This is a genomic window from Herbaspirillum sp. meg3, from assembly GCF_002257565.1.
Taxonomy (GTDB): Bacteria; Pseudomonadota; Gammaproteobacteria; order Burkholderiales; family Burkholderiaceae_D; genus Herbaspirillum.
In genome coordinates this window covers 2,103,378-2,124,396 of the sequence record NZ_CP022736.1, presented here as the reverse complement: position 1 = coordinate 2,124,396, position 21,019 = coordinate 2,103,378, and the positions used below count along the sequence as shown (strand labels likewise).

Annotated in this window: 19 protein-coding genes; 2 read left to right on the top strand and 17 right to left on the bottom strand. The window is 52.8% G+C overall.

What is annotated here, in order from left to right; translation table 11 throughout:
* Nucleotides 1–3 precede the first annotated feature (3 nt).
* From hmeg3_RS09650 to hmeg3_RS09635, 4 genes are all read right to left on the bottom strand, one after another.
* A complete protein-coding gene (locus tag hmeg3_RS09650; protein WP_157739238.1) occupies nt 4–528 on the bottom strand; it encodes a hypothetical protein in 525 nt (174 codons plus the stop codon).
* Between the two features lie 590 nt (nt 529–1,118).
* Complete coding sequence (locus tag hmeg3_RS09645) at nt 1,119–2,141, bottom strand: restriction endonuclease (protein ID WP_094563535.1); 1,023 nt, start codon at nt 2,139–2,141, stop codon at nt 1,119–1,121.
* Nucleotides 2,142–2,289: 148 nt separating this feature from the next.
* Complete coding sequence (locus tag hmeg3_RS09640) at nt 2,290–4,041, bottom strand: ATP-dependent endonuclease (protein ID WP_094563534.1); 1,752 nt, start codon at nt 4,039–4,041, stop codon at nt 2,290–2,292.
* A gap of 74 nt (nt 4,042–4,115) precedes the next feature.
* Nucleotides 4,116–4,736: a uracil-DNA glycosylase gene (locus hmeg3_RS09635; protein ID WP_094563533.1), complete on the bottom strand. Its 621-nt coding sequence runs from the start codon at nt 4,734–4,736 to the stop codon at nt 4,116–4,118.
* Nucleotides 4,737–4,972: 236 nt separating this feature from the next.
* Here hmeg3_RS09635 and hmeg3_RS09630 point away from each other — a divergent pair, with 236 nt between their 5' ends.
* Nucleotides 4,973–5,551, top strand: coding sequence for a hypothetical protein (locus hmeg3_RS09630; protein WP_157739237.1), 579 nt, complete (start codon nt 4,973–4,975; stop codon nt 5,549–5,551).
* A gap of 113 nt (nt 5,552–5,664) precedes the next feature.
* Here the strand turns inward: hmeg3_RS09630 and hmeg3_RS09625 are convergent, their stop codons facing one another.
* Nucleotides 5,665–6,006: a hypothetical protein gene (locus hmeg3_RS09625; protein WP_094563531.1), complete on the bottom strand. Its 342-nt coding sequence runs from the start codon at nt 6,004–6,006 to the stop codon at nt 5,665–5,667.
* Nucleotides 6,007–6,540: 534 nt separating this feature from the next.
* Between hmeg3_RS09625 and hmeg3_RS09620 the strand changes: the two genes are divergently transcribed.
* Complete coding sequence (locus tag hmeg3_RS09620) at nt 6,541–7,569, top strand: DUF4238 domain-containing protein (RefSeq protein ID WP_157739236.1); 1,029 nt, start codon at nt 6,541–6,543, stop codon at nt 7,567–7,569.
* A 93-nt stretch (nt 7,570–7,662) separates the two neighbouring features.
* Here the strand turns inward: hmeg3_RS09620 and hmeg3_RS09615 are convergent, their stop codons facing one another.
* The 12 genes from hmeg3_RS09615 to hmeg3_RS09555 all read right to left on the bottom strand — a co-directional run bounded on the left by hmeg3_RS09615 (nt 7,663) and on the right by hmeg3_RS09555 (nt 20,947).
* Nucleotides 7,663–7,929, bottom strand: coding sequence for a hypothetical protein (locus tag hmeg3_RS09615; RefSeq protein WP_094563529.1), 267 nt, complete (start codon nt 7,927–7,929; stop codon nt 7,663–7,665).
* A gap of 148 nt (nt 7,930–8,077) precedes the next feature.
* The gene (locus hmeg3_RS09610; RefSeq protein WP_094563528.1) at nt 8,078–9,310 is read right to left on the bottom strand and encodes a hypothetical protein; all 1,233 of its coding nucleotides are present in this window, start codon (nt 9,308–9,310) and stop codon (nt 8,078–8,080) included.
* Nucleotides 9,311–9,385: 75 nt separating this feature from the next.
* A complete protein-coding gene (locus tag hmeg3_RS09605) occupies nt 9,386–9,946 on the bottom strand; it encodes a hypothetical protein (protein ID WP_094563527.1) in 561 nt (186 codons plus the stop codon).
* Between the two features lie 11 nt (nt 9,947–9,957).
* The gene (locus tag hmeg3_RS24940) at nt 9,958–10,317 is read right to left on the bottom strand and encodes an AlpA family transcriptional regulator (protein WP_094563526.1); all 360 of its coding nucleotides are present in this window, start codon (nt 10,315–10,317) and stop codon (nt 9,958–9,960) included.
* Nucleotides 10,318–10,628: 311 nt separating this feature from the next.
* Nucleotides 10,629–11,555, bottom strand: a complete 927-nt coding sequence (locus hmeg3_RS09595; RefSeq protein WP_157739235.1) for a transcriptional regulator domain-containing protein — start codon at nt 11,553–11,555, stop codon at nt 10,629–10,631.
* Nucleotides 11,556–11,579: 24 nt separating this feature from the next.
* Entirely contained in the window at nt 11,580–12,836 is a 1,257-nt protein-coding gene (locus hmeg3_RS09590) for a site-specific integrase (protein WP_094563524.1), read from the bottom strand.
* A gap of 656 nt (nt 12,837–13,492) precedes the next feature.
* On the bottom strand, nt 13,493–14,479 hold the full coding sequence (locus hmeg3_RS09580; RefSeq protein ID WP_094563522.1) for an ABC transporter ATP-binding protein: 987 nt from the start codon (nt 14,477–14,479) through the stop codon (nt 13,493–13,495).
* Nucleotides 14,476–15,438 carry an ABC transporter ATP-binding protein gene (locus hmeg3_RS09575; RefSeq protein WP_094563521.1) on the bottom strand — a complete coding sequence of 321 codons (963 nt, stop codon included), beginning with the start codon at nt 15,436–15,438 and terminating at the stop codon, nt 14,476–14,478. Before hmeg3_RS09575 ends, hmeg3_RS09580 begins: the two co-directional genes overlap by 4 nt.
* An 11-nt stretch (nt 15,439–15,449) precedes the next feature.
* On the bottom strand, nt 15,450–16,355 hold the full coding sequence (locus tag hmeg3_RS09570) for an ABC transporter permease (protein WP_094563520.1): 906 nt from the start codon (nt 16,353–16,355) through the stop codon (nt 15,450–15,452).
* 73 nt (nt 16,356–16,428) lie between these two features.
* Nucleotides 16,429–17,400, bottom strand: a complete 972-nt coding sequence (locus hmeg3_RS09565; RefSeq protein WP_094563519.1) for an ABC transporter permease — start codon at nt 17,398–17,400, stop codon at nt 16,429–16,431.
* Nucleotides 17,401–17,445: 45 nt separating this feature from the next.
* Nucleotides 17,446–19,350 (bottom strand): CocE/NonD family hydrolase, encoded by a 1,905-nt coding sequence (locus hmeg3_RS09560; RefSeq protein ID WP_198361813.1) that lies wholly within the window; start codon nt 19,348–19,350, stop codon nt 17,446–17,448.
* A 49-nt stretch (nt 19,351–19,399) separates the two neighbouring features.
* Nucleotides 19,400–20,947, bottom strand: a complete 1,548-nt coding sequence (locus tag hmeg3_RS09555) for an ABC transporter substrate-binding protein (protein ID WP_369828867.1) — start codon at nt 20,945–20,947, stop codon at nt 19,400–19,402.
* Between the last annotated feature and the right edge of the window lie 72 nt (nt 20,948–21,019).

The following is a 21,019-nucleotide window of genomic DNA, read 5'->3' as shown; positions in this document are numbered from 1 at the left end:
TTTTTATGGAGTAATGCCAACTCTGCTTACTTTGATGACTTCTTTTTTCTGGTCATATTGTTCTGCAAAATCGAAAAAAATCCCGAAGTCAGCGTGGTCAGTGCTGATATCGGTCATAAAGTGCTGGTTGTTTCTGGCCTGCATGGCGTAGTAACCAAACATGTAGAGTGCGAAATCCTCTGACATATAGCCTGCCCTCACAAGAAGAACCATCTCTTCAAAGAACGTGATCAATTTTCTTTTCTTGTTGCCCATAGAGGGGGCAGCTAGTTTGCGTTGTTCCGTGTCTTCTGAATCGATCAGATTTAATATTTCGAAAAGTACTTCATCGTCGAAAAGTCGCCTGTGCTGATCAAGAGAGAATTTCACGATATCTAAAGAGCGCTGTTTTTTCTGTGTATAGAAGTAACTAAAGATGGAAAAAGCGGCCACCACTGCGGCGATGACATAGCCGGCGCTTTGTATCCATTCAGGTCGCGTCATGCAGATTGAGCTGACGCAATACAACGGTGGGGAGACTAGTGGCATGAGATATCAAGAAGAATCTAATAAGTACGCAAAGATGATGCTGAGGAGGCGGTAATTCACAATTTTTTTGGTGTAATGCTGATCTTTGTATCACGAAAGCCCGTATGTGACCGAAAGCGAACCATTTGAAACGTTCCTCTTAACTGATATTGGCCGTAGCAGACATTTAATTATTCATATTCGTCGAACGCATCCAGCGTTTCCAACGCATTCTGATAGCGCCGTATCCTATTTTGGCGCTCAACGTCAGGCATAAGCGTTGGTGTAATGCCAGCGCTATGAATCCGTCGAAGGGCCTCGGGCTCAATTTCGATTTTCTCTCAATTCCACGCGCCCAGTGAAATCATGTCTTTTTTCACATACTTCCAGTGGCAGTTCTTGGCCGATGCGGACATCAAATGGTATCAAATCGCAATTCACGCAAGTCATTGTCAACTATCGAAAACGCACCATTATCGATAGTCAGCAATGGCGTATTTTCACTGGCCGTTGAACGGTTTCTGGCCGATATTAGACATTCTCCATCGCTTCCGCCTCGTTGTTGCCAAGGGTAGTATTAGAATCGAGCAGTCGCCAATCGGTAATTTAAACTATCTCCCAAGACTCAAAAGAAAATCGTCCACTCGCTGAAAAAGATAGGTATTTGGATCGGCGCCATTGTCTTTGCCAACCAGAAGTTTTTCCAATTCATCTACCGTCAGAGAGATGATAAGTTTTCCGTGCTCCCGCATAGCGCCGCTAATGACTTTGTCCGCTGACTTGGCGCATCCCTTTGGAGAAATAATGACTGCAACGTTACGAAGCGCAGACGGATATAGATATCGCTCGGTCGTCACCACTTCGTACTGAGTGATAGGCTCTGAATAATTCTTGAATTCGAAGACAACGTATCTGCTATGCAGGTCATTAAGCATCAGGCGCCACACCTCGGCTTGTGGGAGGATTCTGCAAATCAAGTCACGACGATGTAATCCATCTTCAGTTTCGTGTTGTTCATACCAGCCGTGAAGATCGGAATCGAATAGATATTGAAGCGCTTTGATGCTTGCGTCTTCAAATGACTTTGCCCCATCCCTTCCAGGTTCGATCGACTTGAGTTCGCTAGATATCTGCTCACCATGCTTTGGTGGTAAGCCTTGAATCTCATTCCTTAGCTCCGGCCATTGGGGCTCCGAAACCAACGACGCACTGACTTCGAATAACCGCTCGAATTCTTTTAATAGGTCTGAAAATGGAGATGCGTACTTAAAAATAGCGTTCGCATCCCACACCTCAATTTCGCTATATGCTTTTGTGGCGTCCTCGAGCATTGGTGTCATCGGGCAGCCAATTACGAGAATGCCTCTTTTCGCGTTCGCATTGCGTTTGATTTGCTGAGTTTGGCGCAGTGCTCGGACAAAAATTTCGACCTGTGGAGGAGATGAATACCTGTAGAGTTTCACCTCTACCACTGTTCTATTGTTCAATTTACCAAAAAGAATATCTACTTCGAAATCGTGGCCTAATTCTCCAGGATGCTGGATGTTAGACATCACTTTGTCTTTTTGGATCCGCTTAAACAAATCTGCCACGAGTTCTTCAAAGCGACGGCCGGGATGTTGGTCTGAGTGCATGAAAAAGTTATATGCTCATTATTCGTGACGGGATACTTGGAGTACATTTCGGTCCCCAGAAGTGAGGAGTTTAACGTACGGCGAAGGTGAGTCATCCGCTATCGGGTTTAGTCGTAAACTTGACATTGCTCTAGAAAATTACATACGTTCACATCCAGTGCGCCAAGTCCACCAAGGTCTGCGGCGAAATCGCGTGATTCAGGTTGCCATTCAACCGCGCAGTGTTGATGAAGCCAATACGGGCAGGATTGTTCTTTTGGATTCCGAGGTGGGCTTCGATGGCCCCACCGGACCAAAGCCAGATGCTATGTGCGCGCAAGGAGGTCACAATACGATCTACTTCAGCCGCCATTGCTTGTGCCATCAGCTCGAAGACCTCAGCGGGTTTCAGGGCCGACCACACACCTTGAGGGCTTTGTTTGGTCGGAAGTCCGTCAGCGCCTAGAAACACGTTGAGTTGCGCAGCGTTGGCGGTAAACCATGTCTTGCAAGCCAAGATATCTGGATCGGTAGTGGAAAGCAGCCCGGAATTCGTAGCCACTTTGAAGGCGAAATCCAAGTCTGCGAGGGCCTTGGGTGCGTAGCCCACCGCGCGCAGAATGGCCATCATCGGCAGGAGCGAAGAACTGCTGGAACCAGAGACTAGGCAACCTCTGTCGTGCATATAGGAGCGCCCCTTTACAGTCTGGTAGATTGATGGCACCAACATCATTTCAGTCTTACCCTCCACCAACAAGACTTTCTCGGAAAATAATATATGTGTCGCTGCTTGCAGCGAAAACACCGCCTCGGTCTGAGCCGGGTTAGCATTCAGCGCATCTGCCGCCGACTGCAGCTTCTGGCGCGCCACCGTACGATTGTTAGCTCCCTTGTAGACCATAAGGGTCTGTAACGCATGCGTATGCCCTATGAGCAGTGGCGAATGCGTAGAGAAGATGACCTGGAAGTTTTGAGTAGATAGCAGCAGCAGGGATTCCCGCAGCAACTCCACCGCCTGCGGATGTAGGCACAGTTCTGGTTCGTCGATCAGAAGTACGATGGTGCCGCCTGGATTACCTCCGGTCGCGCTCGTCATGTCGGCAAGCAGCTTGATAAGCGCCATTTGCGCACTGCGCTGTGCACCATGCCCCAATGACGATATTGGGCGAGGACTCCCTTCAGAGTCTGATAAAGTCACTGTGGAGGTCTTAAAAATTTCCTCGATGCTCGGCGTCGCAAAGTTCAGGTGCAGAGACAGTCCGGGAAAGAAGGAAGTGATGGCGTTGCTTGCATTGGTCTCGAACGTGGCAAGCTCGGCCAACCGGTGCTGCCCCGAAAGAAAGGTCGACACTTGGGAGAAAGCGACTTGCATAGCGGCAATCGCCGGCGCATTCTGAGCTTGAATCTGCGCGAGCACCTGTTTAAGCAATAAACCAATGGTGTTCTTTGCACCAAACTTGCCAATATCTTCACCGGCGTTTTCCATCGCCTCAATGTAGAGCGGCTCGGGAAACAAGACTGCCAGCGCGTTGTCGAGCCCCGCGGGATTGTCGGACCAGTTGTTGGTTGCATAGTCGAATACCTCGACTTTGACCTGATTCGCAGAGCAGCCGGGCGAAGGTTGGATCCGTCTGACTTTCAGTGCTCCCCCATTCAAAAATGGTGCCACCGCCTGCTGCTGGTTCTGTGGCAACAGTGCTAGGTTTACGTTATCAATTACACCAGCTACCCACATGCGCTCGTTTACGTCATGGAACATGTGCGCCGGCTGAACCACTTTTTTGAGCAACCAATTGATTGCTCGCAGAATGTTAGACTTTCCTGAGTTGTTATACCCAACAATTGGGTTGAATCCAGCCAACGGAATGGTCAAATCATGACATGAACAAAAATTCGTAATCGTAACTTCTGAAAGTCGCATATGCGTTCCTGATTTTTCTTTAAGTATTAGGCAGTGTTTGCCTCTGGTCGGTTGCGGACGGTCATGCCGATTAATTACCCGATTGCCTCGAAAGCCGACTCCCAACGAAACGGAATGTCGTTCCAGAGATGCGGATTAATAGACCTCACTTTAGTTGAAGGATGACTAGACAGGAAAACTGGCACGTTCAGTTCCAGAATCTGTTTCGTGGCTCGTTGTGCTTGGCGCCCGACCAGCACAACTCCCCTGAGCTTTGGCAGCAAATTTATAAGTGTTGGAAGTTCAGCCCGGCCCTCACGACGTTCCTGTTGGGACATTTTGATACTGCCGTTCCAACCTGGCACCGTGTTCCACAGAACCGTGCGCTCTCGTGGGATTCCTGCTTTAACCATGAAATCGAAGACTGCCGCAGCTGTGGGGTCGTCGTTGTTCCTCGAAATAAATCCAGATCCACTCCCTCCATTGGCGGAAGTCATCGGCCCCGGCTTCTCCAACAGAAACAAGAGTTTGGCTTCTTGCCCGCCGTCGTAAGGATCAAAATCGGGAAACTCCCAAGAATTAGGGAATCGTTGTCGCAGCAGCCCGACGTAATTGGTTAGCTCCGCAACGTGCGGTTCGTTGATCTTCGAAACGCGGTCTGCAATGGCTTCCGAGGCACGTAATGATCGCGGGGTATTTTTATAATCTGTCGTCATCTGAGCACGAAAATGGAGTACCGAACGCCAATCATATCCGGAGACTTGGCTTCAGCGCCATGGACACTCCAAACCTTCTTGGTAGTACGTGAATGACTGTCAGTTCTAGAGATTGAGCGTTTGTTGCTGTCCAATGCACAGTGCCTCAGCAACCCACAAAGGTGCATTTTTCTCTTGTATTATGCAGAGGAAGTTTTTTAAGCGGACTACATCAATTCAAAAAAAACGGAGTGCGAATGTCTAGCGACTATAAAGATACCGAAGGATTTACCCGAGACAATCGGGGGACATTTATTGACAGTAGTAGCCTGGGAAGCAGCGCAGAACAGATGAGCGCAGGTGTAAACCCTTCTGATTCATATTTTGCCGCAGCAACGAAAGTAGCAAATTCTAGACCGCGAGCACCAATGGCATATGGGCCTGCGAATTGGCCAGCATTCTGGACATGGATCCTGACTGTCTATATATGTGTGGTGATGTGGTTTTGGGGAGCTGATGCAGTTCGCAGTGTATGTTCGCGCCTTGGAATTACCAATGACTCTGTCGAAATTATTCAGCTTGCAATTACTGCAGGGCTGATTATCGGAATTCGTTCGTTGTACAAGCAACTGTTCGCTTGGAAGAAAGAGCGGGAGGAGAAAAATGGACAAGCGCCTATCAGCCGTCGCGCACTTTGGTCGTTCTTTGTCGTATTGTGGGCGGGTATATTTGTGAATATGTTTACAGGATTTTCGATGTTATATGTATGGTTGATTTCCTTTGCTGTGTTGATTTCGCTCTCTATTTATGATCGAAAAAAGAGCAAAGGCAAATAACGTTTGCATCGAAACATTCCGGAACGCATGGGCTACCAGCAGGCCACGCTGGCAGTCCTAGCCATTTGCACTAGTCGAGCAACACCGACCTGCCTCATGTGCGCTAGGCGCGCTTAAACGGGAGTCCAGCACGACCGGTACCGTACTGCCCTGGCATGGTGCTTCTCCGAGCGTACCAACTCGTCCAGAACCGCAGCAATCGTCTCGTTGAGAATCAGCGTGCCGGGTTGCGCAAGCACTTCTGGCGGCGTGACCTCTACTAAGCGCCTAGCAAAGGCATCGTAGAATCCGCTGGCTTCGGCTGACAGTTCCAGCGGCTCAGGAGAGGCTGGCGGTGGTGCAGGTTTAAACAACCTGAGTATTGCAGCGATGAGTTTGCCCATGTCCGGTTTCTCCGTGATGTTTACCATCGCTTGAAATTGCGTATGGACCTTCACCGGTTCTGCGGCGTTCATGGCTTGTCGGGGTCTCTGGCCGGCTCTACGTCGAGCTAGGGGTATCTCGGTGTGGGTACTCATACTTAAACCGGTCTAACTGCTTGCAGGGCTGCACTGTGCGTTGTCTACGTGGGAAGTGTGACGGTTAGACTGGTGCCGGTTCAGTGGGTATCTACCGGATCGTCTCGCAGCCTAGTGTGGCGGGTGTGATCCAAGTGATACTCGGCTGTAGTCGCAAGATCCGAGCGGAAAATGACTATAAAATCCGGTGGTGGTTTAGAGGTGAAAAGTGCTGCAGGATGACCTGCGGAGTGTTGAAGTGCTATCGGCGAGTGGGATCTGCGGTTTAGTGGTTGTTAAAAACGATTGTATTGGCGATGCTAACTATGTAGTTGATAACCCCTTTCACAAAGAGTCAGCAGTTCAGACCTTATCTCACACTAGCTGTCAGATGGGTTGGAGTTCTCTATGACCTGCATCCGGCCAGAAACAGTCCACGGGAAGCAGCCTCTTGACGTAGCGTAGTACACATCTCCGCAAGAACAACTTTCTTTGGGCCCCAAGATTATGAAGCGAAAGAAATATGAACAGCGAAGGCAGCATTTCGTCCCAGCATGCTATCTGAAAGCTTGGCTGGATCCTTCGGCGCCGAAGACCAGCAAGAACACTCCTTACGTTTGGCTGTTTGATAAGAAGGGTGAAAACCCAAAGGCCAAGGCGCCCGAGAAGATCTTTCGTGAATCAGATATGTACACGCTGACGGCTCCCGATGGCACTCATGACCTCCGGCTTGAGCATGGTCTAGGAACCATAGAGTCGAACTTTACGAAGGTCAGAACGAGCAAGTTCAACTTCAAACGCGCCCTTACTGAAGAGGACTGGTTTTGGGCATGCTTGTTTGCTGCGACGGCATATACCCGTACCGCCGCAAGCCGCAATCACTTCCTCGGTCACATGGAGGAGTTGAAAGCGATGTATGAGAAGGCCGCAGGCCCCGACTGGGAAAGCAGAACTGTAGAACCAATACTTCATCCTCACGCTAACCGGCCGAACACCTACACTCCTCAACCAGGAGACTTCGACAATCTGAAGGAAACGACGACTACAACTCTGCTCGATCAAGCGGTCGATGTGATCCTTCCAACGTTGCTTGGTATGCATAAGACCGTGCTTTGCGCATGTGATCCTCTTGGATTCCTCACCACCGATGCTCCAGCGACATGGTGTGATCCCACTGCCTATCGTCGGCATCCGTTCGAACGTGCCGTCGGTCTGAAAAATCCTGACATTGAAATCACGCTGCCGATTTCCCCAGAGCAGTGCCTCCTCTTCACGCATCGCCCCATCGGCCCGCTCTACTCGGATGTTTCCTCAGACTGGGTGGATACCGTAAATCACCGGCACGTCGCCTTTGCCCCAACCACCGTCGTGGCTCGCAGCAAAGAAACACGAGCCCTATGGTTTGAGGCTAGCGAGCCATCTGCTGACTCGTGGGAAGCACTTCATCCTGATCCGGAGGAAAAGCATAGTTGGACTAGTCCCGATTGCCCACCTGAGTTTCGTGACAACTTTCCAACTTAGACAAGTTGATCGCCGAGGCTAAATTGCGACGCTTGCCGCGATGCTCGGCTAGTACAGGCACCGATCGTTGGGTGCTCATTGTATGCCCCGTCCTTAGTAGCTGGTGTAGAGCTTAACCGTATCAGGGTTAAGCAATTGTTGACGGAGTTCCTCGTAATCCACCTCATGGTGACGGCGTCCGGCGTTCGAATCAAAAAACAGATTCATGTTTCCGCGTTGATCTAATTTTGCGGAGCCGCCATTGATCTTAAATTCATCCCCTATTGTGGCTGAGAGCAGAGCATCGCGATCCTCTTCCGAGAATCGGTCGGTGAAGCCCCAGTGCGCGTCGACCTCTTTTAGTGAAACCACATAACTCATGGATTTAACTCCGTCAATTGTGGGTAGAAAATAGCATCTTAGCAAAAGGGGCCGATGGAGCACGCTACAGTCCTGCGTAGTTGCCCCGTACGGAAAGCCATCTCCCCTCCTTTGCCCCAACCATTATTACCTGCCATTGACGAGTAATCTAACCCATCAGCAGGCGCTCCTTCGCCATAAAAGCTTTCCAGCGGGTCATCCAGCGTTCTAGCTCGTCGGAATCAGCAATATCCGGCAGCTCCCCGTCGCGGATGAACGCGATACCACGCTGCAGGTCCGTCTCGATTGCCGGGGCGGTCGCAGCGGAGATTACCAACTTCTGAAACTTGGTCGGCTTCCAGCGGCGCTCGTATTGCAGCTGATAGCCCACTGACTCAGGATTGACCTGACCATGGCGCCAGGGAATTGCGATATCCGGACCATTGGCAGCCAGGATGCTCTTGCGATGGCGGGAAAATGTGTGCGCTGGTAAAGCCGCCACCAGGTCCACGCCTACGTCAAACTGATCCAGTGAGGTCAACGCTTCGGGGCTCAGCTGCGAACGGTCCAGCCGCGGTTTCACGGCAAAGCCCAAGTGATGCCAGACACCGTCAATACCTGTTTTCAAGCCTTCCGCTGTCCAGTTTTTAGGATGCGCCATACCCAGGGATTTGAGCGTTTCGAAACCTAGCCGGACTTCGTTGCGAGCGTGAAAGCGAATGGCATCCAGTAACTGATCCTTTTGTCTAGCCATTTCGGCAGATACCTTATAACGCGTCTTGCCGCGATTCGACTTAGCAGCGATTTGATCGAACTTGCCGTACTGACGGAACTGGTCGCCATTCTTGAGCGACGCCAGCACCGCCGGCGCGAAGTTCTTTTTACGATAGTCTAGGTCGCGGATCTGAGAATCATGGCGACGGCTAGCTTTTTTGACTAGCTCCAACGCGTGAAACGTTCGTTGTTGCAGGTTCTTCAGTGCATCTTCACTGCTCGTTGGCGTGTTCCAGGTAAGTTCAACCATCTTAGGACTGGAAGATTCCATAAACAGCGCGATCTCGGCCTCGTTGAAACCTAACGTGAGCAACGTCAGCTTGACGATGAGAGATGCGCAATCCAGCTCGTTCTTAAGCACCTCCAAGCCTGCATGGGCATAGTTCTGACCGATGGTGACGGCGGGGAGTGGAATACTGATCTGGACGAATGTGCGTGGGATGTCTGCTACCAACTCGACCCAGCATTTCACCTCGACCTGTGCACCAGTAATGGGGAGGTTAATGAAAGTGATTGTGGGCTTGGAAAAGTAGTCGTTAAATCGCGCAAAGCTAATTTGCGTAATACGCTTGAGATGGTGGTCTTGGTGTGTGCCGAGGCATCCGGAGACGATGAGGAGGTCTATCATGGTTGTAAAAGATGAGTGTATTGGCGATGCCAGTGCAGCTCATGCCGCACTGGCCCGAATAACTGAAATTGACTCTTAGTTGCACCCACATGGTTTGCCACGCCAAGGACGTGGATTCCATGCATTGCGGTCGCAACAACGTTCGTAGTTGCGCAACCAGCTGAGACCTGCGTTCTGCCACGAGTAGGGCTTAGTGTTAGGCAACATCAGCGCAACGTCATCGCCGCCGAGATGTGTCGCGTATATGAATTTGTCGCCGCGCGCAGTATTGAATATGACCGAGCCGTTGCGACAACCATCCCAGCATTCAAAACGAATTGGTTGCTCCACTTTCTCCGGCCAGCGGTCACGCCATTCTGGGTGTTCGCGATGGAACGTCGCCAGTGCATTCATAACGATTCTCATGGCTTTTTCTGGATCGTTCGGCGCGGGACTCAAGTAAAAGTGCATGCTGTCTACATAGAAGATATGAGAATTATTAGGATCCGCATCAACTTCTTTTTCGTATGAAAATGGTATGTTTCCTGACGAATCCAGAATCGCCAACTGCGTCGACATTGGGCGGGGATAGGCAACGGCTTTATGCGCATTTTTGCGCTTGCGCATCAAGCGAGGGATATTGGTTTTGTCCGTCATTTTCGCCTCCGTTATTTGACCGACGAGTTGTTAGTCGAATTAGGGGTGTGACGTTCGGCTGCGAGACGAGCGATGTAGTCTTGGATCTCCGAGAGAACGAAGCGGATGGCGGCGCGCCGGCTAGTACCAAACTTGATCGGCTTGGGCAGATCGCCCGAAGCGACGCGCTCGTTGACGAAGGTTCGCTGTACGTCGAGCAGTTCGCAGACCTTGTCGACCGAAATCAACTTAAAGGAACGTTCGGTTGTGGCATCAATCAGAGCGACTGGATACTGGTGGGGTGTGCCCTTGCCAACTTGCGCAAGGGCAGTTTTGTGACACTTGAAGAGCGCGTCGTTGCGCTCTTTTTCGTTGGATGTATCTAAGTTCATTTTGGATCTTCCGGTTGTTCCTCGCTTAACAATTAAGTGAGATCGGAGTGAACTATAGATAAATGAAATTCACCAATATCTGAAAATAGATATTCTTATATTGGGGATATAGCAGGGATAATATTCAAAAAAATACACAGTTATTTCAAATATCATTAATTAATGTCAACAATTGACATAATGAAGATAAATATCTAAAAATCCTCATAATAGAAAAAGTAATAAATAGGTATTGGAGTAAAACCTAGAAAATGTAACATTTTGTAACTTTGTTTCCGCGGCACTGCGCAGTGTTGGAGTGCGACATCAGCCTAAGTCTGATAATCGAAGTGAATCAGTTTTGAGTACCCGCCACGGTAGACGAGATCAAAAGCTTCCGTAGCTAGCCTCGAAATGGCCTTCTCCGCTACTTTTAATTCGGCCTCACGAAGATCTGCCGCTATTTCTGCCTTTGTCCTTGATGGTTGATGCACACCTGCCAAACCAGTTGATTCAGTAGGCAAAGAACGTGCATTAGGCGATCTGAATAAAATCGATTGGAGGTCATGCGTGATAAAAGCTTCACTTACTTTTCGAAGATCACTGTTTGGAGCAGAGAATAAATCAATGATCCTAAGTAAATTCCGTAATTTTGCTCTAGATGGATTTTTTCTCTTCCGCTCTCGGGGCGTGATAAATTTTTTACTTTGGGCTTCTTCTATAAGAAAGCGTCGAACGATTTCAATTTGTATATCTACTGGTGGCAAGTCGAAACCTGGATCCAGAGCAAAAAATGCGCGCCTCAAATATGCATGCGCATAGAAAATCGGCACATCAATAGTGCTCTGCACCTTATATTCGCTGTCTCGACAATGCGTCAAAACGTTTTCAACTAAGGCCCATCTTATTTGTATTTTCTTATCTTTATGTATGTATGGTTCTTTATAGTGCACGTCTTCAAATAGTCCGGAATCAAAGGCTCCTTCGTCGGCTATGGATTTCTCCAAGGCCAATATGATCCGAGAGTCGCCCATCGATGCATCATACTGTTGTTGGAAATAGCGATTTCTCCGCAAAAATTCCCACGCATATTCACTGTAGGAGGTCGAATCCGATAGCGCTCCATAACGTGCTTTGTTTCCCGCGGACCTCGGCGGAACTCGGCTGGCTGGAAGAACATCTCGTAAAAGTTTAGGGTGAAATCCTCCGTGTGGCTTTTCGAGTGTTGGTGAGCCGATAGGGTCTAAGTTGCGTTTCATATATTGCGTCTTTAAATTTTAAGATTAGACAACGATAGCTTTACTCTTCTCTGCGGGCCAACAATAGTTACTCCAATCCTGCATCAGCGCGTACCGTTTTTCATACAAATCCCCACGTGCATAAGCCGCGACGACCTTGTCGGCCAGGCCGTGTGCTAGTGCCGCCTCGGCAACTTGGAACTCGTGTTGAGTCGTTTCACCGATCCAATCGCGGAACGTCGAGCGAAAGCCATGGACGGTGATCTTGTCGTGGCCCATACGGCGCAGCAACATCATCATTGCCATGTTGGAGAGGTGCTTATCCTTCACGCCGCCAGGGAATATGAATTCTCCAATGGCCAGCGGTTTGACGGAGTGCAAAACCGTTAAGGCCCGATCAGAAAGCGGCACTCGATGCTCTTTGCCTGCCTTCATGCGCTCTTCCGGGATGGTCCACAGGCCTTTCTTCAGGTCTATCTCGGACCATTTTGCTTGGCAAATCTCACTGGTCCTGCACGCCGTCAAGATAAGAAATTCAAGCGCCCATCGTGCCATCCCTTCCTGCTGGGACAACGCACGTATGAACGCTGGAATATCAGCATAGGGCAGCGCGGCGTGATGTTTGACCGCGCGTAGAGTCAGCGAGCTTTTGGCTAAAAGGTGCTCTAGATGCCCTTTCCACCGTGCAGGATTGTCGCCAGTCCTCAGCTCGTGCACTGTGGCCCAGCCAAGAACTGACTCGATCCGACCTCGCAATCGGCTCGCCGTTTCATATTTCCTGGTCCAAATCGGCGCTAGGATCTTCTTAATGTCGACCAGAGTGATCGCATCCACGGCTTTATCGCCAATCACGGGCGAAGCGTACATTGCCAAAGTGTTCTCCCATTGCTGGGCATGCTTAGCGTTTTTCCACTCGGCACGATGATCCGCGATATATTCTGCAGCGCACTCGTCAAAGGTCTTCGCTTTTTGGACAGGTTCCTTGGCGGCTGTCTGAGAAGCTCGTTTCTCAGTCAAAGGATCTCGGTCTTCCGCGAGTTGAGTGCGGCACGCGTCAGCTTTTACGCGTGCGTTCTTGAGCGATACGTCAGGATATGCGCCGAGACCCAATCCGACCGCCTTACGATCCCGCATATACCTGAACAGCCAAGAAGCCGCGCCAGTTTTACTGATCTGAAGATATAGACCTCCGCCATCGCCGACGATTGAGGCCTTCCCCTTACTTTGACTAGAGGCTAGTTTTGCTGCTTTTACGGACTTTTCTATTTTTGTATCTGTCAGTTTATTAATTGCGCCTGCCAATTCATGCTCCTGGTTAGGACTAAATCGCACAACCTAGAAGTATATCGTCATGGCGAATCTTCATCGGGGCCGCCTTTTAGCTAGCAAACCAACTAGCAAACGGTCGCCGGATACAGAAGATTATTGACGAACACTGGCGTATATGAACTCGGCTATGAGCCAGTCCCCGCGCAGGTTTCATGCGCAATGGCGGTCTTTGGCGAACAGTGTTGCGGCCGACTCCGTCTCCGCCAGAATACAAACACCCGCTTCGGCGGGTGTTTTTATTTGTGCTTCCCGTTTTGTTTTCCCAGAAAACCTGTCTCCGGAGATGAGTACGCCGCCTGCGCGGCTTACGTGAAAGATTCGAAGGGAATCGCTTGCAAGCGATTCAGCGGCCTGCGCAACGTAGGCCAATCCCTCCGTCTCCATACAAGGATACAGATTCGTTGAAGTAAATAGCTAAGCGCCTGTTGAGGCGCTTTTTTTGTTTTTAGAGGTCGGCGTACTGCGGATTAACTGCGGAATCCACCAATTTCAGAACCGCGTTGACCACTTCCAAATTCACTTCCCCAGGGTTCACGCCATTCACTGCATAATTTGCAAGGAAAGTTGACATTCGCTTAGAGAACAATTTTGCGCATGACCGCAATCCGAATAAACCAGCACAGCAGCCATCAGCTCAAATCGTTCAGATGACAAGCCGAAAAATGCCCTTCTGCAACCTTCCTTAGCATCGGACGCTCGGTGGCACAGCGTGGCATAGCCCGGGGACAGCGCGGATGAAACGTGCAGCCTGACGGAGGATTGAGCGGACTCGGCAATTCTCCTTGCACCGGACGATGCTCTACCATTTTTACTTGAAGGCGTGGCGCATCAGCAATCAGAGCTTGTGTATAGGGATGATTTGGCGACGTAAAAATTGCCTGCGTATCAGCCAACTCGACGACGCGACCGAGATACATAATGGCGACCCGATCGGCAATATATTCGACCACCGCCAGGTTATGACTGATAAAGAGATACGTCAATTCTTTCGATTCACGCAAATCCATGAACAAATTCAATACCTGCGCCTGCACAGATACATCCAAAGCAGAAACAGCTTCGTCGCACACCACAAATTTGGGATTCAGCGAAAGTGCACGTGCAATGGCAATACGTTGGCGCTGTCCACCGGAAAATTGATGCGGGTAGCGAGACGCATAAGTAGCGTCCAAGCCAACCTGCTTAAGCAAAGCGGCGACGAAAGATGGCACGTCGCGTTTTTCTACCAGCTTGTGATAGAGCGCGGCTTCGCTGATCAACTGATCCACGCGCAAGCGCGGGTTGAGCGATGCATAGGGATTCTGGAACACCATCTGCGTTTCGAGGTGACGCGACGGCTGCGACGAATCGACCGGCTTGCCCTCGAAGGCGATCTCTCCGCTGGTGGGCGGCAACAGTCCGGCGATCATGCGACCGGCCGTCGATTTGCCGCAACCGGATTCGCCCACCAGACCAAGTACTTCACCCTTGTTGATCGTCAGCGACAAGTCGTTGACGGCGTAGACTTTCTTCTCGGGCTGATTTGACAAGCCGAGCGAACGGGCTGCGCGTCGCACGGTGCTTTGCTTGAGCCCAAAACTCTTGCTCAGGTTCCTGGTTTCAAGGATGGGATTCATAGTGTACCTAGTGGATAAAAACAGCGATGCTCGCGCGTACCAACCGCCACCACCGGGGGAACCGTGTCACAGGTAGCATTGCGACGTGAACAGCGCGGCGCAAACGCGCATCCTGGCGGCAAGGACAACAACGGCGGTGCCGAGCCCGGTATCGAATAGAGCCGCTGGCCACGGCTGCTCGCTTGCGGCAATGAATCGATCAGCCCCTTGGTGTAGGGATGCAGCGGCTGGGCGATAATTTCATCCACCGGACCACGCTCGATGACGCGGCCCGCGTACATGACGCAGATTTCATCGGCCAGATCCTTGACCACGCTGATGTCATGAGAAATCCAGATCAGCGCCGTACCGCTGTCGCGCACCAGGTTTTTCATCTCGAACAAGATCTGCGCCTGGATCGTGACGTCCAGCGCCGTGGTTGGTTCATCGGCGATGATCAGGTCCGGATCGTTGATCATGGCGTTGGCAATGGCGACGCGCTGACGCATGCCGCCCGAGAGTTCGTGCGGATAAGCACGCATGCGTTCTTCCGGTGCCGGGATGCCGACCCGGCGCAAGGCTTCACACACTTTGTCGTCCAGCATCTTCCCTCGTAGCCGCTGATGGATGGACACCGTCTCGCGCAATTGATCGCCAATCTTCATCACCGGATTAAGCGACATCATCGGATCCTGAAATACCATCGCGATACGGTCGCCGCGCAACTTGCTCCAGCGCCGCGCCGTGGCGCGTTGCAGATCTTCGCCTTTGAAGCGAATTTCGCCACCGGCGATACGTCCCGGCGCATCCAACAGATTCATCAGCGAAAACGCCGTCACCGATTTCCCCGAACCGGATTCACCCACGATGCCCAGCACCTTGCCCGCTTCCAGCGTGAAGGAGACATGGTCCAGCGCGCGCGCCACGCCGGCGCGGCCATGAAACTCGGTGACCAGATTGTTAACTTCCAGCAGTGCCATGAAATGTCCTTCTATGCGTCGAGCTTGGGGTTGAGAACGACGCGCAATTGATCGCCGACCAAACTGATGGCAACCACCAGCACCACCAGCGCCACACCCGGAAAAACACTGATCCAGTATTGATTCGACAGCATGTAGTCGAAACCATTGGAAATCAGCAAGCCCAGCGAGGGCCGGGTCTGCGGCAAGCCGATGCCGAGGAAACTCATGGTCGCCTCAAGTGTGATCGCCGCCGCCATCTGGTTGGTGGTGGTCACAATCAGCGGCGCCATGCAATTGGGCAGCACGTGTTTAAACATCACACGCCAGGCCGGCAAGCCTTGGCCCAGCGCCGCTTCGACGTAGTCCTTGCCGCGCTCCACCATAGCGGCGCCCCGCACGTTGCGTGCGAACACTGCCCATTGCACCAGCACCAGTGCCATCAGCGTTTTGTCGACGCCCTGCCCCAGCGCCGCCAACAGGATCAGCGCCACCAGCACAGAGGGAAAGCTCAGTTGAACGTCGACGATACGCATCAATACCGCATCCACCTTGCCGCCCAGATAGGCCGCCAGCAAACCGACACAGGTGCCAAAAAACAATGCCGTCAGCGCACTCGTAATACCAATACCGAGACTGATACGCAGGCCGTACATGATGGCGCTCAACACATCGCGACCGGCGCCGTCGGTACCCAACCAGAAGTGCAACTGGTGATCGGCTGATACACCGCCGGGTGCCTGCTCGGCCTCCATGAAGGAGACCCTGGCGAGATCATAAGGATTCTGCGGCGACAGCACCGGTGCCGCCAGCGCCACGATGGTGAGTAACAACAATACCAGTGCGGCGGCGGTGGCAATGCGATTTTGCAGAAAACGCCGCAGAAAAATCTGCGTGGGCGTCTCGGACGCCGCTGCCTGAAGAGAAGGAGAGCTCATAGGATGGATTGCCTGTTTCGTCAAAAATGATCTGCGCCGTTGGACTTGCCTGATACCCTGTTCAAACCGCCACTCACGTCGATTTCGCGCGCAAGCGCGGATCGAGGATGAGATAGAGGATGTCGACCACAAAATTGATCAATACAAAAATCACCAGTACGACCATCAGATAAGCCACCACCACCGGGCGATCCAGCTGCAGCACCGAGTCAACGATCAGCTTGCCCATGCCCGGCCAGGCAAAAATGGTTTCGGTGATCAGCGAAAAAGCAATCAGTTGTCCGAACTCCAGCCCCATTACCGTCACAATGGGAATCATCACGTTAGGCGCGACGTGACGCAGCATAAGCCGCACCGCACCGACCCCCTTGGCACGGGCAAACTTGACGTATTCCTGTAAAGCCACTTCACGCGTGCCGGCCTCGGTCATACGCATCACCAGCGCAATATTGTGCAACGCCAGGGTAGCGGCAGGCAGCACCAGATAGCGCAAGCCATCCAGATTGAGAAAGCTGATCTGAATGCCCAGAAGACTGGTGGTCGGGCCACGTCCGCCCGACGGAAACCAGCCCAGATTGACCGCGAACACCAGAATTAGAATCAGGCCTAGCCAGAAACTTGGAATCGTCACACCCAGAATGGAGAAACCCATGGCCAGCTTGTGCACCTTGCTACCCGGCCGCAGGCCCGCCCACATGCCCAGCGGCACACCGATCAGGAACGACAGCACCAGCGCCGCGCCGGCCAGTTCCAGCGTAGCCGGCATGCGCTCGAAGATCAGCGAAATGGCTGGCTGATTAAACACAAAGGAGTTGCCGAGGTCACCGTGCAGAGCATTGACCAGGAAGCGCCAGTACTGCGCATAGACCGGCAGGTCCAGGCCCAGTGCATGCGAGGCTTCGGCAATTTCGGCTGGCGAGGCGTTGGGCGCCACCAGCAGATAAATGGGATTGCCGACCAGGTTGATGCCGACAAACGCCAGCAAGGACATGATGAAAATCACCAGCACACTTTGCAGGCTGCGTTTTATAAGCATTTCAAACATCAGGTTCCATTCCTTTATCAAGTCCCATGCAGAGACGGCACTGCATCAAGCCGTCGGCTTGCGCGCCGGGATCACCGGCAACACGATCTGTGAGGGGCGCGTCGCGTCCAGATAGATGCGATTTGTGGCCACGCGCGTGTGCGTCGCCGCCCCTTCCGGTTCGCCGGTATTCGGATTGCAGTCGAAATGCGGGAAGTTGCTACTAGAGATATCCAGGCGAATGCGATGCCCCTTCTGAAACAGATTGCTGGTCGGAAAACCGTCGATATTGATTTCATACACTGCGCCGGGGATCATCAAAGCCGGTGCTTCCCACGAGTTGCGATAGCGCGCCCGCAAAATGCCGTGCGACAGATTCATCGCGTAGCCGTTGGGATAATCGGCACTGGGTGGATAGACATCAATCAGCTTGAAGGTGAAATCGGTATCCAGACAATCCGAGGATATCCATAGTTTGACGCTGATGTCACCGGTTACCTCGACATCCTGCGTCAACACGGGCGTCTGAAACACCAGCACGTCAGCACGCATGGCCAGTGGGTAGTAAGGAAGGGTTGCGCCGAATACGCCCGGACCTTCGCATTGATCAAAGGCACCGCCAAACATCAGGGGCTCACCGGAAGTCACCGCGCCACCGATGGTGGGTACCGGATTGAGTGGGTCGTAGCGATAAGCGAGAAAAGCATCGCTCTCTTTACTCACCGGGCCCGGTGCGGTAGTCGACAAGGCGCCTTCGCGCCGCAGATACCAGACTTGCGCCTGCGCATCGGGTAGCGGCCATTGCTGTTCGCTGCGCCAGCGCCCACCGTGGTCGAGACGGCCTGCAGCGTTCTTCTTCCCGGAGCCGCCACCCATGACAAACAGGCTGACCGGCGGCAAAGGATCCGGCACCGTTGCATCATTCTTTAGCCAGCGATCAAACCATTGCAGACGCAGCGACAGATAGTCTCGTGCCAGTTGGCCATCCAGCGTAGCAGCCGCACCGAAGTCGACGTCGCCGGCATAAGTGATGGAACGGTTACCATGCGTCCACGGCCCCAGGATCAAGCGCACCGGCCCCTTACCTGCCTTGATCAGACCGGTATAGTTGGTGGTCGCGGTGCGTGGATAGGGATCAAACCACGACGACATATGGACCATCGCCGCATTGCAGAATTGCGGGTAATAACCTTCCGCGTACAAGCCCGGTTGCATCCAGTAATCATCAAACTCCCCGTGACGCCATTGCTCGAACATGTACGCTTCATACTCCGGCACACTGCTCAGCGGCGAGTTGCCTGGCTTCCACTCGGTGGTACGGGTGAACCAGTCATCCAGGTCGATGCTGCTCAGGGCTGCAAAGCGCTCGGGGTCTTCCTGCAGCTCGCGGCTTTCCAGTGCTTGACGCCAAGCCCAGGTAGCCTGTTTCAACTCGAACGCACCGCCTTGCCGGATACCACCCTGGAATGCATTTGAAAATCCACCTGAGTCGAGAAACATCGCCACCACGCCTGGAGCACCCAGGCTACCCAGCGCCGCTTGCGTATGAGCCGCATAAGACAGGCCCTTGGTACCGATGCAGCCGTTACACCATGCTTGCGTGAGAATCCACGCACAGGTGTCGTACCCGTCGTCGCTGTCGCTCGTGTATTTGACGAAACTGCCTCCAGACTGATAACGGCCACGACAGTCCTGGTAGACCACCGCGTAACCCTGGACGACAAAATAAGCAGCGACTTCGGCGCGCGCCAGCGGCGTTTCATTGATGGCGTTGCGCTCGGCGCGGCTGGGCTGGTTCTTTCCGTAAGGCGTGCGTTCAAGAATGACCGGAAACGTGTCAGTGGCTGCAGCGCCCGCAGGCAGGTAGACATCGGTGGCGAGCTGCACGCCGTCGCGCATCAAGACCATGATGTCTCGCAGCACGGTCATTTCTCCTGCCGGAGAACGCGAAAGATGATTCAGAGATTGCATGTTGTCCGTTGATAGTTCTGATATTGAATTCTGAAAATGAGTCCGTTCGCTAGCGCGGACGAATATCCGTGGCCATCGTGAAGCCATCGGCGCGCGGCGCAAAAGACAGGTTGTTGCGATACGCCCAAGTGGCGTTCTGATTCAGCAGCGGAATGATCGCGCCGTCCTCCAGCGCAATCCTGGCGGCCTGCTGCTGCAGAGCCTCGCGTTTGATCGGATCCATGGTTTCCAGCGCGGCGTCGATCAACGCGTCAACCTTTGGGTTGCTGTAGCCGCCATAATTGTTGGCGCCGATGCCGGTCTTGCGATCAGGGGTGTGGACGATCGATGTCAGCATGGTCAGGGAATCACCCGTCACCGCGCCGGTGCCCAACATGAAAATGCTGAACTCGGAAACGCCGCTGGGCCCACCGGCGGCACGCGGCAGGAACACCGAGAACGGCATGACCGACACTTCGGTTGCGATGCCGATGCGACTAAACAGCTGCGCCATCGCTTCACACAATTTCCCGTCATTGACGTAACGATTATTGGGACATTGCACGGTCATACGGAAGCCCTTCGGATAACCACCTTCGGCCAGCAAGGCCTTGGCCGCAGCCACGTCGTAGTCGGGTAGACGCAAGCCTGCGTCGTAGCCAAAGAAACCAACGGGAACTAGTTGCTCAGAAGCCGTACCATCAGCTTTCATCAGAAAACGGATCAGGCCGGAGCGGCTTATCGCACGCATCATGGCTTGCCTTACCTGCGGCACCTTGAAGGGATTGCTGCTCATCGGTGCGCCGTTGTTGTCTCTGACGAAAGGCGTGACGTCGCGGCGCTGGTCCAGCAACAGGTAATTAAGCATGTAAGACGTCACCGAGGTTTGCTCAATATTCTGCGCGGTGCGAAACGCGCTCTTGAGATTGGCGGTGGCGCCGTCAATGATATCCACCGCTCCCGACAACAGCGCCGAAGCGCGCGCCGGCTCACGCGGGATGAATTGAAAAGTGACGCTGTCCCACGGCTCTTTGGTGCCCCAGTAATCGGCGTTTTTATTCAACACCACTTTCTGGCCGTTGATCCACGCCGCAAACTTGTAGGGCCCTGTGCCGATGGCCGATTTGCCGCTGGCAAAACTTTCTTCGCTTACATTCGCCCCCAAAGAGCGTGGAATGATGGCGATCAAACCCAGATTGTCCGGCACCGTCGGATTGGTTTCACTGGTGCTGATCTGTACCGTCAGCGGTCCGGTCACGGTGACCCCGGTGATGCCTTTCAGATAGGAGCGAAAGGTGCGCGCACCGGTCAGGTGCATCGCGCGATCGATGGAATATTTAACGTCCTCCGCGCTCATCAGCGCGCCGTCGTGAAAATGCACGCCAGGTCGCAACTTGAATTCCCAAGTCGTTGGATTGACAGCACGCCACGACAAAGCCAGTTTGGGTACGGGACGCAGCTTGGCGTCTTCGCTGATCAGGGATTCATAGACATGAGCCCAGACGTTCCTGTTTTGCCCGTTGAGCACATGCGGATCGGCGGAAGTCACTTCCGCCTTGAAGCCGATTCGCAAGTCGGCGGCATGCGCCACCATCGTCACCGTGAGCGCGACGGCCACAACTGCGACCGAGATACATGGCGATAGCGCCTTTCCTGACACTCCTGCGCCACGCCACCGACCGAGAAACCG